The 13792-nt window shown below is 63.2% G+C and carries 13 protein-coding genes; 10 read left to right on the top strand and 3 right to left on the bottom strand.

Annotated elements, in window-relative coordinates; all coding sequences use genetic code 11:
• Window positions 1-81 precede the first annotated feature (81 nt).
• The 10 genes from RAD10_RS36435 (at window position 82) to RAD10_RS36390 (ending at window position 10802) form a co-directional block, all read left to right on the top strand.
• Entirely contained in the window at window positions 82-1521 is a 1440-nt protein-coding gene (locus RAD10_RS36435) for a basic amino acid/polyamine antiporter (protein WP_461621223.1), read from the top strand.
• A 30-nt stretch (window positions 1522-1551) separates the two neighbouring features.
• A complete protein-coding gene (locus RAD10_RS36430; RefSeq protein ID WP_461621222.1) occupies window positions 1552-1794 on the top strand; it encodes a hypothetical protein in 243 nt (80 codons plus the stop codon).
• A 48-nt stretch (window positions 1795-1842) separates the two neighbouring features.
• Window positions 1843-2955: an AI-2E family transporter gene (locus RAD10_RS36425; RefSeq protein WP_461621279.1), complete on the top strand. Its 1113-nt coding sequence runs from the start codon at window positions 1843-1845 to the stop codon at window positions 2953-2955.
• A complete protein-coding gene (locus tag RAD10_RS36420) occupies window positions 2952-3539 on the top strand; it encodes a hypothetical protein (protein WP_461621221.1) in 588 nt (195 codons plus the stop codon). Before RAD10_RS36425 ends, RAD10_RS36420 begins: the two co-directional genes overlap by 4 nt.
• Entirely contained in the window at window positions 3540-4025 is a 486-nt protein-coding gene (locus RAD10_RS36415; RefSeq protein ID WP_461621220.1) for a DUF992 domain-containing protein, read from the top strand. It begins immediately after the preceding gene.
• Window positions 4026-4197: 172 nt separating this feature from the next.
• Complete coding sequence (locus RAD10_RS36410) at window positions 4198-4755, top strand: HdeD family acid-resistance protein (RefSeq protein ID WP_461621219.1); 558 nt, start codon at window positions 4198-4200, stop codon at window positions 4753-4755.
• A gap of 333 nt (window positions 4756-5088) precedes the next feature.
• Window positions 5089-5334, top strand: coding sequence for a hypothetical protein (locus tag RAD10_RS36405; protein ID WP_461621218.1), 246 nt, complete (start codon window positions 5089-5091; stop codon window positions 5332-5334).
• A gap of 64 nt (window positions 5335-5398) precedes the next feature.
• Entirely contained in the window at window positions 5399-6637 is a 1239-nt protein-coding gene (locus tag RAD10_RS36400; protein WP_461621217.1) for an efflux RND transporter periplasmic adaptor subunit, read from the top strand.
• A complete protein-coding gene (locus RAD10_RS36395; RefSeq protein WP_461621216.1) occupies window positions 6634-9786 on the top strand; it encodes an efflux RND transporter permease subunit in 3153 nt (1050 codons plus the stop codon). Before RAD10_RS36400 ends, RAD10_RS36395 begins: the two co-directional genes overlap by 4 nt.
• A gap of 245 nt (window positions 9787-10031) precedes the next feature.
• Window positions 10032-10802 carry a hypothetical protein gene (locus RAD10_RS36390; RefSeq protein WP_461621215.1) on the top strand — a complete coding sequence of 257 codons (771 nt, stop codon included), beginning with the start codon at window positions 10032-10034 and terminating at the stop codon, window positions 10800-10802.
• Window positions 10803-10838: 36 nt separating this feature from the next.
• Here the strand turns inward: RAD10_RS36390 and RAD10_RS36385 are convergent, their stop codons facing one another.
• From RAD10_RS36385 to RAD10_RS36375, 3 genes are all read right to left on the bottom strand, one after another.
• A complete protein-coding gene (locus RAD10_RS36385; protein WP_104464007.1) occupies window positions 10839-11375 on the bottom strand; it encodes a tetratricopeptide repeat protein in 537 nt (178 codons plus the stop codon).
• 83 nt (window positions 11376-11458) lie between these two features.
• Window positions 11459-11857: a hypothetical protein gene (locus tag RAD10_RS36380; RefSeq protein ID WP_104464006.1), complete on the bottom strand. Its 399-nt coding sequence runs from the start codon at window positions 11855-11857 to the stop codon at window positions 11459-11461.
• A 14-nt stretch (window positions 11858-11871) separates the two neighbouring features.
• On the bottom strand, window positions 11872-13521 hold the full coding sequence (locus RAD10_RS36375) for a type II and III secretion system protein family protein (protein WP_461621214.1): 1650 nt from the start codon (window positions 13519-13521) through the stop codon (window positions 11872-11874).
• Window positions 13522-13792 lie beyond the last annotated feature (271 nt).

The raw sequence follows: 13792 nt of genomic DNA, 5'->3' as shown, positions 1-13792 counted from the left end.
GACACTTCTAAGGTCGTCCGCAGGGGGCGGTCGGCAGATGCGACCACCGCCGCGCTGCGGATTGGGAGACCATTCTCCGTCATGGCGTCTTCGTCGAACGAGGCCAATCAAGAGCTTTCGCGCAACGCGTTGATCGCGCTTGTGATTGGATCGATGGTGGGATCCGGCATCTTCGCCCTGCCGGCGGCGTTCGGGCGTGCCACCGGCGCCTTCGGTGCGATCATCGCATGGATCATCGCAGGAACGGGCATGCTCATGCTCGCGCTCGTATTCCAGTCGCTGTCGCAGCGCAAACCGGAGCTGGATGCCGGCATTTACGCCTACGCCAAAGCCGGATTTGGCGACTACATCGGATTCGCGTCGGCGGCGGGCTACTGGATCGGCTGCTGTCTTGCCGACGTCGCCTGTCTCATTCTGATCAAGGCCACACTCGGGCAGTTTTTTCCGATCTTTGGCGACGGCACGACGCCGACGGCCATTGCATCGGCGACACTGCTTTTGTGGAGTGTGCACTTTCTCGTGCTGCGGGGCATCAGGGGCGCGGCCAGGCTCAACACGATTGCAACCTTCGCAAAGATCGTTCCGATACTCCTGTTCATCGTCGTGGCGGCGTTCGCGCTCGATCGCGAGCTGTTGGTGCAGAATTTCTGGGGAACGGAGCCGCCGAATCTCGGACAGGTGCTGAGCCAGGTGCGCTCTACGATGCTGCTCACCGTATTCGTGTTCGTCGGCGTCGAAGGCGCGAGCGTCTATTCGCGCTACGCCAGGAATCGCGCCGACATCGGCATTGCGACGGTGGTGGGCTTTCTGAGCGTTCTCTGCCTGCTCGTCCTGGTGACGCTGCTGTCCTACGGCGTGTTGCCGCGGAACGAGCTGGCGGGTCTTTCGACGCCGTCGATGGCAGGCGTGATGGAATCAATGGTCGGGCGCTGGGGCAGCGTGTTCATCAGCCTGGCCCTGTTGATCTCGATCCTCGGCAACTATCTGTCCTGGTCGCTGCTCGCCGCGGAGATCCTGCATTCGGCGGCGATGCACCACACGATGCCGTCCTTTCTCGCGCGTGAGAATGCGAACAAGGTGCCTGTCGGTGCGCTCTGGCTGACCAACTGCGTGATCCAGGCGTTTCTGCTCGTCAGCTGGTTCGCCGAATATGCCTTCACGCTCGCATTGAAGATGACGAGTGCGATGACGCTGATTCCCTACGTTCTCGTCGCGGCCTATGGCCTCAAGCTCGCATCGACCGGCGAGACCTATTACGCCGGCGAGCGCGCCCGCACGACCGATTGGATTCGCGCTGCCGTTGCGACATTCTACGCCGCCGCGATGATCTACGCCGGCGGACCGAAGTTTCTTCTGTTGTCCTCGATCCTCTACGCGCCCGGAACCTTGCTGTTCCTGATGGCCAAACGCGAGCGCAAGGAAAGCACATTCACGAGAACCGAAGCCATCCTGTTTGCGGCGGTCGCGATCGCGGCGGGCGGCGGAGTCTATGGGCTCGCCGTCGGTGCCCTTTCGATCTGACCCGGCGTCTTTGATTGTAGGGAGGCGAACATGAACATGACGATCACGCGTTGCACCTTGCTCCTTGCCGGGTTGCTGGCCGTCGCGGCGCCGCCCACCGTCACGCTCGCGCAATCGAAGGACGACAGCGCGGCGATGACAAAGGAGACCGGCACCGCCACATCCAAAAAGGAGGCGCCCCCGAACACCAACACCAATCCGACAAAGCACCGGTACTGGCGTCATCGCGGCGGCAGACACCCGCACTATGGCAGCCGCCGCCTTCGCACCTGAGACATCGTAGTGGCCCCTTCAATGGATCAACCTGACAGCGATTCCGGCATGCGTTGCGAAAAATACCGAGAGCTCCCTCGGCACGAGACCGCTGCCGACGAGCCCGGGGAGGCCGGACGGCCAAGTCTGCTGGCCGTCGGTCTCACCCTGCTCGCCGCCGGCGTCGCTTTATTCCTGATCTGGCAAATGGTCTCCAGCCTTCTGATTGTCTTTGCCGGGGTGTTGTTCGCCGCCTTTCTGGACGCCTTGGCGCGAGCGCTGGCGCCGGTCCTTCCACTCAAACGAGCCTGGCGGTTGACGCTCGTTGTCCTGCTTCTGTCCGCGCTCTCTTGTTTCGGCCTCGCCTGGGGCGCGCGCAAGCTGCCGGAACAGACGCGCCTGCTTCTGAAAGTGATGGATGCGCAGGTTGATCTGCTCCAAGAGCACCTGCTGTCGTATGGCGTGGACCTGCTCGGCCCGGAATGGGGCCGCGACTTTGCACAATGGCTGTTCGCCGATCAGGGCCGGTTCTTCAGCCACGCTCAGTTTCTGCTCGGCGGAGCATCGAGCCTTTTGACCGCCGTGCTGGTGATCCTGTTCCTCGGCATTCTGTTCGCTTTCGATCCCACCGGCCACCGCGAAAGCGTGATCGCGCTGGTCAGGCATTCCCATCGCGCCCGTGCGCGCGCCGTGATGGACGAGATGGGCAACGTCATGCGGCTGTGGTTCGTCGGACAATTGATCCGCATCATGCTGATGACGTTGTGCGTGTGGCTCGCGCTCTATCTCATCGGGCTGCCCGGTCCCTTCGTGCTTGGACTTCAGGCCGGTCTATCGAACTTCATTCCCTATCTCGGGCCGATCGTTGCCGCGATCCCGATCGCGCTCGTCGCGATGCCGCTCGGCGCATCGCTCCTGATCTGGGCGGTCGCCGTGTACACCATCATCCAGTCGATCGAAGGCTACGTGATCGGCCCACTGATCCAGCGCCAGGCGGTCGAGACCCCGCCGGCGTGGACACTGGTTGCGATCGTCCTTCTCGGCGCTCAGTTCGGCGTCATGGGCGTCGCGGTCGCGATGCCGCTGGTTGCGATCGGTCGGGTTGCGATCGTCAGGTTCTATGTCGAGGACTATCTGGGTGGCGATCCCAAGCCACGATCGATTGCGAGTGAGCAGCCATGAGCGAGTTCGAAGCGCATTCGAATGATGCCCCGGCGCGTTCGACAACGGCCCGTTTCCTGTGGCAGCAACTTCCCTATGTCGTCGCGCTGCTGCTCGCCATCGTCGGCGTTGCCTACACAAACGTCTCGCACCAGCCGTTGACCGGCTATTGGGAGTTCCTGGCGCTCGCCATCGGCGTGGTCTGCGTTGTCACCAAGTGGCCGGAGATCGAGGGCAAGGAGGGCCAGATCCGGCTGATCTGGACGCAGGCCCTGCACTGGATCGCGGTCCTGATCACGATGAACATCATGCTGGTCTCCGGCGTGCAGCAATTGCTTCCGACCCCTGCAACGGGGCTCGTCCTGCTGACGTTGCTCGCGCTCGGCACGTTCCTTGCGGGCCTGAGCCTGCTGTCGTTACAGATCGCCTTCCTTGGCCTTGCGATGGGCGCCGCCGTTCCGGCGATATCCTGGCTGAAGCAATCCATCTTCTTCTTCCTGCTCGGGACGGTGCTGCTGATTGGCCTCGCCATCTCGTTCTGGTGGCGCCAGGACGGCAGCCCTTCGCAGAGCGCCAGGGACATCACGAGCCAACGGGAGGATTGAATGCAAGGGTTGCGATATCTTGCCGCCATCGGCGCGTCCGTCGTTCTTTGCGCCGTCACCTCGCCCGCGCAAGCCGAGAGATTCAGGGTCGGCAGGCTCCTGTGCTTCTCGGAGCCACGCGTCGGACTGGTGCTTGGATCGACGCAGGCGCTGCGTTGCGTGTTCAACGCGCTGCGCCCGCCCCGGCAGTACGTCTACGAGGGACGGATACGGCGCGTCGGCGTTGATATCGGCGTGACCAGCGCCGGCGCGCTATCCTGGGCCGTCTTCGCCAGGAACTCCCGGATAGGCCCCGGCACGTTGCGCGGCAGTTACGTCGGCGCGAGCGGCAATCTTGCATTCGGTCCCGGCCTCGGCGCCAACGTCCTGGTCGGCGGCTCGCGGAGGAGCGTGATGCTGCAGCCGATCTCGGTCGAACGCTCGATCGGGCTCAATCTCGCGGCTGGCGTGACTCATCTGACATTGGGACCGCGAGGCGGGCTCTGATCCCGCCGCCTCGGTCCCGCGGTTCGGTCTGCTCTTGATGCCGGTTCGTGCAGGGAGAGGGTGAGAACATTCCCGCCCCGCTGCTCAGGGTTTCGTCCGATGTCCGCGCCGGGTGTTCGAAGCTAGGATCCGATGCATGCTCGATCGGGCCGTGACCGCCCAGGAGGAACGCATGACAGTCTATGACAGTCGCAGGGGTCTCGATGCCGTGGTTGCTCCGCCGCTGTGGGTTTGTGCGCTCCTCGGCGTCGTCCTGATCGCCGCCGGCCTGTTCGCGCTGGGCGACCTTGCCTTCGCCACCGTCGTCAGTGTCAAGCTCATCGGGCTCACCGCGATCGCCGCCGGCGCATTCGAGATTGCCCACGCCTTCTGGACCAAGGGCTGGGGCGGGTTCCTTTGGCAAGTCGTGCTCGGCGCGCTCTACCTCGCCTTCGGTGTCGTGCTGCTCACCCAGCCGGTCTCGGGCGCGCTGATCCTGACCTATTTCCTCGGCGCGGTGCTGTTCGCTTCGGGTGTCATTCGATGCGTGCTGAGCTTTGCCTATTGGCGGCAGAACGGATGGATGATGCTGATCTCGGGCGTCTTCGCGGTGATCGCCGGCGTGCTGGTCCTGTTCGGCTTTCCCACCATCAGCGCTTGGGCTCTCGGCTTCCTGTTGGGCGTCGACCTGATTGCCCATGGCCTGGCATGGCTGCTCTACGCACTGCAATCGGTGCGAACGACCGCATAACAGAGGAGAGAACAACCATGGATGCTCCCAGTCGCCGCGTCTTCCTCAGCCTTGCGACGAACGCCATTGCCGCCGCCGCGATCGGAGCGTCCGGCGCGCACCTCATCGGTGTTGCGAACGCGATGCCGGTCGATCCCGATCTCTCTCGGGCCGGCCGGGCACCGGAGGATCGCGCCATACCGGTTCAATGGGGACCTCCGCCGCGGCCGGGCTGGGGCCCGTCTCATCCTGGCTGGGGCCCGCGACCGCGCCGCCGCCGCCGCTGGGTTTGCTGGTGGCATCGTGGGCGCCGTCATTGCGGATGGCGCTGGTAGTCCGAAGGGGGATGAGGACATGGTACGCAACAAGAACCAATGGCTCCTCCTCGCCGTGCTGGCAGTGCTTTTCCTCGGCGCGAGCTGGTTCTGCGTGTCAGTCTGGAGGGCGACGCCCTCGATGCCGCCTTACGGGAACATCGTGCTGGCGGCGGCTGCGATCCTCGTTCTGGTGCTCGGCTGCGGCCTGATCGCGCTGATGTTCTACAGCCATCGCAAGGGCTACGACGAGCCGGCGCGCAGCAACCGAACCGCGCGGGACTAGCACCGCCCGTCGAACGGCGGAGGTCTGACGCCGGCAGTTCCGAGCCTGGAGCAAGGAGCGGACGATGAACCTTGCTGACGTCCGGCTCGGACTGCTGGCGGCGAGCCTTGCGACATTGTTGGCCGGCGAACCCGCGCGGCCGCAGCCAGCCCCACCCGCGCCCGCCGTCGGCGTCGTCGAAGCGGCGCGGCGGCCGATCACCGAGAGCAGTGAGTTTCTTGGCCGGATCGAGGCCATCAACCAGGTCAACATTGCCGCTCGCGTCACCGCTTTTCTGGAGCAGCGGCTGTTCACCGAGGGCGCCGAAATCAGGAAAGGCGAGCAGCTTTACCGGCTCGAGCGCGGCCCGTTCGAGGCCGATGTCGCCGCCAAGCAGGCCCAGGTGGCACAGCTCGAAGCGACGCTCGAGAATGCCAAATTGACCACCGAGCGCGCCCGCACTCTGCTTGGCGGACCGGCCGGGCAGCAATCGACCTACGATGCCGCGCTTGCGAGCCAGCGCAGCCTCGAGGCGCAGGTCAAAGCTGCACAGGCGCAGGTCCAGGCCTCGCAGATCAACCTCGACTACACCATCATCAGCGCGCCGATCGACGGCAAGATCGGACGCACGGCCGTGACGGAAGGCAACATCGTCGGTCCGAGTTCAGGCGTGCTGACCACGATCGTCAGCCAGGATCCAATGTATGTCACGTTCCCGGTGCCGCTGCGCCAGGGGCTCGAGCTGCGCGAACGCTACGGCCCCCAAGGCGGCCTCGAAGCGGTGACGATCCGATTGCGGCTGCCCGACGGGCGCATGTATGGGCAATCCGGCAAGCTGAATTTCGTCGACAACACCATCGCTCAGAACACCGACACGATCACGGTGCGCGGAGAGATCGCCAACCCGATCCTGCGCGCTCCCTCGGCGGCAGGCGTTACCGTCCACGAGCTCACCAACGGCGAATTCGTCACCGTCGTCCTCGAAGGAGTCCAGCCTATCGAGGTGCTGGCGATCCCGCGCTCAGCAGTGCTGTCCGACCAGCGCGGCGACTACGTTCTCGTCGTCGGCGCAAACGACAAGGCGGAGCAGCGGCGCATTCAGCTTGGGCAATCGACTCCGACGATCGCTGCCGTCATCAGCGGATTGACGGCCGGTGACAAGGTGATCGCGGAAGGTTTGCAGCGCGTTCGCGCCGGACAAACCATCTCTCCAGAGCCGGCAAGTCCGCTGATCTTGTCGAGCATGAAGGATTCAACCGGCGAGGCGGCCCCGCAAGGGGGGCGCGCTCCCCTGCCCCGAACCCCCAAGGGCGGCAGCCAATGATATCGAGCGTCTTCGTCGACCGGCCGCGTCTTTCGATGGTGATCGCCTTTGTCATCACCATCGCCGGCGCGCTGGCGCTCACGCAGATCCCGGTGGCGCAGTTTCCCGATATCGTGCCGCCGCAGGTCACCGTAGCGGCGAACTTTCCCGGCGCCTCCGCCGAGGTCGTGGAGAGCAGCGTCGCACAGCCGTTGGAGGCGCAGGTGGTCGGCGTCGACCGCGCGCTCTATATGAAATCGACCAGCGGCAACGACGGCAGCTATACGCTGACGGTTTCGTTTGCGCTCGGCACCAATCCCGACATCAACACGGTCAACGTCAATAATCGCGTTCAGAGCGCATTGTCGCAATTGCCCACGGAAGTGCAACAGCAGGGCGTGACCGTCCAGAAGCGATCCTCTTCGATCCTGCAGTTCCTGGTGCTCTACAGTGCAGATGGTCGGCAGGACCCGCTCTTCATCACCAATTACGCCATCATCAACGTGCTGGACGCGATTGCGAGCACGCCGGGTGTCGGCCAGGCCAATCTGTTCGCCAGGATGAATTATTCGATGCGGATCTGGTTCGATACGCAGCGCCTCACCAGCCTCAACCTGACCCCCTCGGACGTGGTCGCCGCCATTCGCGCACAGAGCGTCCAGGCTCCCGTCGGCCGCATTGGCGCGCGGCCGATCAGCGATGATCAGCAGTTCCAGTTCAACGTGCAGACGATGGGCCGCCTCGCCACCGTCGATCAATTCGCCAACATCGTGCTGCGCGCCGAGCCGAACGGATCCTCGCTGCTGGTCAGGGACGTCGCCCGCGTCGAGCTGGGCGCGCAAAATCTCGACAGCGAAGCCCGGATCGACGGGCGGGCTGCCGTTCCGATTGCGATCTACCTCGCCCCCGGCGCCAACGCGGTGACCACCGCGCGCGTGGTCGCGGACACGATGCAGCGGCTGTCCGGCCGGTTTCCGGCAGGGCTCGGTTATCTCGTGCAGTACGACTCCACGACCTTCGTCCGGGACACGATCACAGAGGTGCTGTGGACATTGGGCGAGGCCTTCGTCCTGGTTGTGATCGTGGTCTATCTGTTTCTCGGAAACATGCGGGCCACCGCGATTCCGGCCGTCGCAGTCCCGGTAAGCCTCGTAGGCACCTTCGCCGTTCTGCTCGCGCTCGGCTATTCCGCCAACACCGTATCCCTGCTCGCAATGGTGCTCGCGATCGGCATCGTGGTCGACGACGCCATTGTCGTGGTCGAGAATGTCGAGCGTGTCATGGCGGAGGAGCCTGATCTTTCTCCGGCCGCGGCCAGCAAGAAAGCCATGAGCCAGATCACCGCGCCGATCGTCGCGATCACGCTGGTGCTGCTCTCGGTGTTCGTGCCGATCGCTTTCATTCCCGGCATCTCGGGCACGCTGTTCCGCCAATTCGCGGTGACGATCAGCGCCGCCATGATGATCTCGGCATTGAATGCCCTGACGCTGTCGCCGGCCCTCTGCGCGCTGCTGCTGCGTCACACGGGACAGCGCCGCGGCATCATCGGCCGCATGCTCGCCGGCATCGACTGGGTGCGCGATCGCTACAGCGGCGCGGTCCGCTGGCTGGTGCGCATGGCAGCCTTATCGCTGCTGCTGGTGATCGCCTTTGCCGCAGGAATCTTCGGCCTGTCGCTGGTGACCCCGACGGGCTTCCTGCCCGAGGAGGACCAGGGCGCCTTCTTCACCTCGGTTCAGCTGCCGGACGGCGCATCGGTAGCGCGGACCAGCGAGACCACCCGGCAGATCGAGGACATCCTGAAGCAGATGCCGGCCGTCGACCACGTCCTCGCGGTGATCGGCTTTTCCCTGCTCGACGGAGCCTCCGAGCCGAACAGTGCACTCGTGGTGGCGCGACTGAAGCCGTTCGCCGACCGCAAGGCGGCAACGGATTCCGCACAGGCGCTGATCGCCAAGACCTTCGCCGCCGGCGCGCAGATCCGGCAAGCCAACGTGCTGCCGTTCAACCTGCCGCCGATCATCGGGCTCTCCACCGGCGGTGGCTTCGAATATCAATTGCAGGCCCTGGAAGGTCAGGCTCCGGCCGCGATCTCCAGCGTCACGAACGCGTTGATCGGCGCGGCCAATGCCGATCCTCGGCTCGCGCGCGTGTTCTCGACATTCACGGCGACCAATCCATCGCTCTATCTCGATATTGACCGCCGCAAGGCCCAGGCGCTGGGCGTCACCGTCAACGACATCTTTACGGCGCTCCAGGCCACGCTCGGCGGCATCTACGTCAACAACTTCAACCTGTTCGGTCGCACCTGGCAGGTCAATCTGCAAGGTGAAGGATTCGATCGCGCCGATACGTCCGATGTCTGGCGCATCCATGTGCGCAACAGCTCGGGTGAGATGGTGCCGTTACGGTCCCTCGCCGGCCTCAAGATCGTGACCGGGCCGCAGGTCATCACCCGCTACAACAACTATCGTTCGGTGACCGTCAACGGCAGCCCGGCATCGGGCACCTCCTCCGGGGCCGCGATCGCCGCCATGACGCAGATCTCGGAGGATGTTCTGCCGTCGGGTTACGGTTTCGCGTGGACCGGCACCGCCTACCAGGAACAGCAGGCGGCCGGCCAGACCGGCATCGTGCTTATGCTCGCCGTCCTCTTCGCGTATCTGTTCCTGGTCGCGCTCTATGAAAGCACCGTGATCCCGATCCCCGTGCTGCTCTCGGTTGTCGTCGGCGTGCTCGGATCCTATCTCGGTATCAAGATCGCTGGCCTCAATCTCGACCTCTACGGTCAGATCGGCCTCGTCGTCCTGATCGCGCTTGCCGCCAAAAACGGCATCCTGATCGTCGAGTTCGCCAAGGAGCAACGCGAGGCCGGCGTGCCGCTCGACGAGGCCGCGATCCAGGGCGCACATATGCGCTTTCGGGCCGTCATGATGACCTCGGCGGCCTTCATCCTGGGCCTCTTGCCGCTCGTGATCGCGACCGGCGCCGCCGCGCTCAGCCGGCGCGCCGTCGGCACGGCGGTCTTCGCCGGCATGCTGGCCGCAAGCTCGATCGGAATATTCATCGTGCCGATGCTCTACGTGGTTTTCCAGCGCCTGCGTGAACGGGCGAAGGCCACCTTCAAGTCAAGCGGTCAGCCGAAATCGCCCGACCGTAATGCAGTCTAGGCAGGCTTCGGCGGTGCTGTTCGTAAGTAGGACCGTTTGAAAGATCCGCGGCTCAGACGGTTCTGCCGGCCAAGCCATTGACCCCGGCATCTAGCTGGCACCCTATCTCTTGAAGCTACTCTTAGAGCGGCTCACGCCGCGGCTTAGAGCATTTTCCGTTCCGATTGATCGGATCCTCGGGTACCCTATTCTAGCCCTGTCGGCGGAACTGCTGAAGCCGACAGATGGCTGCATGGAGAACGGAGATGGGCCGGCTCGATAAGCGGATGGATCCCCTCCACCCTGCCTCTCATCTGACGATGGGGGACCGCGTCCCCGAGAATCTAGAGCTTGAGCAAGTCGACACGGCGTCGTTCGTGGATCCGGCCCGAGAGGAATCCGCCTCGTCGCCCGCGCATTTTGGGTCGGGCCAGGCAGCGACCGGCGTAACGGGCTCTACCAATTGGATCGACCGAGGACGTCGCATCTGGCGGCGCCATCTCCAGCGCGATCAACTCCCCCGGACGACCGGAGGGTCGATGGGAAACTTCGAGCGGTGGTTGATCGCACTGCTGAGCGTCGGCTTCGTCGTGAGCTGCGTTTGCGCGGTCATTGTCTTCATGCAGCTCAACGCGCGCAAATTGGAGATCGCAACACTGCAACGTGACATCATCGCGCTCAAGCTACGCGTAGCCAGGCTCGATCAGATCACAAGCACCAATGAGATACGTGAAAAGGCAAGCAGTGGAACACCCAAGCCGCCGTCGGAGACCCATCCTGACCAGGCTCCGCTCATCCTGTCACGTGAAGAGATTCAGCTTATCCGGGACTATATCAAGCCTGCACCAGTTGCAGGCCCCGCGACTGAGACGATAAAGGTCGGCGATCCCGTCGTGGGAGAAACCGTTCCCTTTCCTTCTCCGATCACGGAGAAGGTGCGGAAACTGCTCGGCGCGCGATTTACCATTCGCAATGGCGTTGTTGTCGTCATCCGCGGCGGCAGCCGTCACGCTGATGCTGTGATTGGGCCAAATTGACGAGAACTGGCCGTGACGGCAGTAGTCGGTCGATGCTTATGGCTGGTTGTTTGGTGGTCTTTCAATGAACCGCCGGCTGCCATTGAGAAGCTCGAGGTTATTGGCGATGACCGGATTACCCGGATCGAGTGAATAAGCCTTCTCGAACTTCCGTCGCGCCGCACTCAGATTGCCGCGCAGCATGTACGAATACCCCTGGTCATTCAGGATCTGAACGGTTTCGCCTCCCAGCCGGATCGCTTGGGCATAGGCCTGATCGGCGAGATCAAAGCGACGTATCCGATCATAGCTCGCGGCGAGTCCAATCCAAGCCGTCACGTCCTTCGGCGATTTCTCGACAGCATCCCTGAAATAGCGATTAGCGATTCCGTAACTGCCCCGGTTGAAATGCTCCAGCCCCAAGCGAACGGGCTCGTCCGATGGATAATATTTGACGTCCGTTGGCTCCTGCACGGGGTCCCCGCCAGGCGGCTCGACGGGAGCCACGACGGCAGCCTCCCTCAGCGTCTGATCGCACCCCGCAAGGCCGATCCCCAACCAGCAGCAGGTCAGCATGAAGATGATACGCCGCATAAACCCTAGTCCCCCGCGCGGCCCAGCAGACTCACTGCACCGTTCGTAAAAGAATCACCGCAAATTTTACTTGCCAAAACCAGCTACCTATTCGCCGCGCCACCAACCGGCACTGATACTCCAGCAGTCGATCCTGCCCCCAATCCTTCTATGTTGACGTTCTGGGTTGGGGCAGTCCGTACGCCCATCTGTTTCGTCGCATCGCCAATGTCGGGAAGCTGATCCACTGGCTGTTTCGTGTTGCCATAGCGCGTTACGGCAGCACCCACGCGGCGAGCGTCGTATGCGATCCTGCGATCGCCGACGTTGCGCGGCCACGGATGGATGGTGTGGGTTACGGCGTTGACCTCCTTGGCATTGCCGGCACTCATCGTGATGGTGTCGGAACGCTGGAAATAGCGATCCACCTCGTCATGACCGGCCACGCCGTAGCATCCCCCGAGGAGCAGCGGTGCACATAGAGCCAGATACCTGATGGTCATCTCCCGCTTCCTTCTCAGTTGAGCGTTTTCACGACCGGCTGGTTCGCAGCGGCGGGCGCCGGAATGGTCGCAGTGACCTCAGGAGCGATGATGTGACCATAGGGGCCTTTGACGTCGCCTCCGGAATTGACGTAGTCATTGTAACGCTTGCGGACTTCCATTTGGCCATTGAGGAAGAAATCAACGTCATTGGCCGGAAGGCGGGAGTCGAGTGGCGATGCCAGTTGCTGACCGGGTGCCGCCGGCGCGACTAGGCGCGGGGTCACGATGATCACTAGGTCGGTTTCCTGCTGCTGGTAGGACTTGCTGCTGAACAGCGTCCCGAGGACGGGCACTGAGCCGATCCAGGGCAATTGCGAAACGTCCTGGCGATTGCGGGTCTGGAGCAAGCCAGCGATGGCAAAGCTCTGGCCGTCGCGCAACTCGACCGTAGTCCTCGCGTCGCGACGGCTCAGCGCCGGAATAGTCGTGCCAGCAATGGTTACCGCGTTAGCGAAATCAAGTTCGCTGACCGAAGGCTCGACGCGAAGGTTGATCACGCCTCGCGAAAGAACCGTCGGCACAAAAGCGAGCTCAACACCGAACTTCTTGAATTCGATCGTAACCGTGGGAAGCGCGCCCACAGTCGCCGTGGAAGCTACCGGCACTGGAAATTCACCGCCGGCCAGGAAGCGCGCCGCATCGCCTGACAACGCCATCAGGTTTGGCTCCGCTAACCTGCGAAGGACGCCTTTGGTCTCAAGTGCAGTTATCAGGACGTCCAACGTGCTGCCATTGTTGAACTTCAAAACGCTTGTCAACAGGCTGCCAAAAGGCAAGGCGCCTCCAGCCAGAGTACCCGCAGTTCCTATTAGCGGAAGGCCACCCGGAGTGGACACGTGGCCGCCGGTCACAGGATCTTTCAAAGGGGTTCCGGTGCTGTCCGCTGCGATACGCCCGGCTGAGGTTACCGCACCAGCCGAACCGCCGGCGCCAAGGCCCGTATTGAATCCTCGTGATCCGCTAGCGTTGGCACCAAAAAGATTAACTCCTAAATCGCGGCCGGCGTCGCGACCGACCTCCAGGAACCGCACCTCGAGCATCACCTGTTGCGGCGCCGCGACGCTCATCGCGTTGACGACGACGCCCCCTTTCGCGACCGTGCTGGTGGCGATCGCCATGGCCCGCTCGGCCGTAACTGCGTCGGCGGCGGTTCCGCTGAGCACCACCTGGCCCTCGGAAGCCGACACGCGGATACCTTGCCCGCCGGTGCTGGTCCGGATGTTCTGCTGCAGATTGCCGGTATCGATCACGACCTCGACGTCGAGGATCCCGATCTGCTTCATCGAGCTGTCGAACAGGATGACGTTGGTGGTGCCGGTCTGCTTGCCCTGCACGTAGATGAGATGATCGCTCAGCGACTTCACGTCGACGATGTCAGACGAGCCTGCCACGATCGTCGCAAAGGCCGTGTCGACCTTGAAAGTACGTGACTTGTTGACGACCAGCTTGACCCGCTGGACGTCATTCATCTCGCTGACGATCACGCCGCCGGAGGAGCCCCGCCGGTCTGCAGCCGCCGCGCGGTCGGTGAACCCAGAGGAGGCGAGCGCCGCGCCCAGACCCATCACGCCGAAGGCGAGAAGCCTCCCGACCTTGTTACGCGAAACGCGATCGCCACTCATCCCAGTCCCCCCACTGCGATCCGCGGAGATCCCCGCAAATCTACGTGCTCGACGTCCTCAACATGTCCCCTCTGCGCACCACGTCGCAGAGCTTACAATCTGTCCCACTACAATTCGTTACTTCGTGTTTCCAAGATCATCCTCCCTCATGCAGGCAGCTTGCAAGACGAGATACTTGCCGCAACGCCGCAAGCAGAAAGAAAACCTTTCAATGTTGCCAGCGCGCATCATTCTCGCTGGTTGTGGGGAACTATTCCGCAGCACAACCGCT

The organism is Bradyrhizobium sp. 23AC (genome assembly GCF_054863025.1).
Note: the sequence above shows the minus strand (reverse complement) of the source record. Positions and strands in the feature narration are given on the sequence as shown.